Source organism: Paraburkholderia atlantica (assembly GCF_009362785.1).
GTDB lineage: Bacteria > Pseudomonadota > Gammaproteobacteria > Burkholderiales > Burkholderiaceae > Paraburkholderia > Paraburkholderia atlantica.
Window position 1 is genome coordinate 1 of the sequence record NZ_WHNQ01000212.1, and the last position, 796, is coordinate 796.

Genomic DNA, 796 nt, shown 5'->3' on the forward strand with positions numbered 1-796 from the left:
AGAAGCTCCGACACGCTTGGCTCGCCCGACAGGTCCACCCGGAGCGCCAAGGTGTTGACGAAGAAGCCGATCAACTCTTCGATCTCCCGGCGACCCCGATTGGCACTCGGCACCCCGATCACAAGATCGTCCTGCCCCGACAGCCGCGACAGCACCGCAGCCCATGCCGCCAGCACCGTCATGAACAACGTCGTGCCATGCTGCCGGCTCAGCCGCTTCAAGTCCCGCGTCAGATCCACATCGATGACAACAGGAACACTGGCCCCGGCAAACGACTGCTGGGCCGGCCGCGCACGGTCCGTCGGCAACGCGAGCATGGACGGCGCGCCTGACAGGGCCTCGCGCCAGTACTGCGCCTGCTTCTGCAGCCGTTCCCCCGACAGCCATTGGCGTTGCCAGGCGGCATAATCCGGATACTGGACCGCCAGCGGCGGCAAAGGATCGTCCTGTCCACCCTCGAACGCCCGATAAAGCTGACTGAGTTCACGCACCAACACGCCCATCGACCAGCCGTCCGAGATGATGTGATGCTGGGTCAGCAGGAAGACGTGTTCCTCATCCGACATCCGCACCAGACGCCCGCGGATCAGCGGCCCGCGCGCAAGATCAAACGGCGTGCGTTCCTCTTCATGGCATAGATCCGAAAGTGCCGCTTCCGTATCCGCCCTCTGCCGTAGATCGTGCTCAGACACCGGCAGTCCCGCATCCGGCGGCAGGATCTCAACCCGTGGCTTGGCCTGCGGCGCGACAAAGACACTGCGCAGCGCCTCGTGACGCGCAAACAAACGGTCAAGGC

The 796-nt window shown here is 64.6% G+C and carries 1 protein-coding gene; it reads right to left on the reverse strand.

What is annotated here, in order from left to right; all coding sequences use genetic code 11:
- Positions 1 to 796 (reverse strand): condensation domain-containing protein (locus tag GCT19_RS42325; protein WP_227749514.1); only part of this gene is annotated, 796 nt, incomplete at both ends.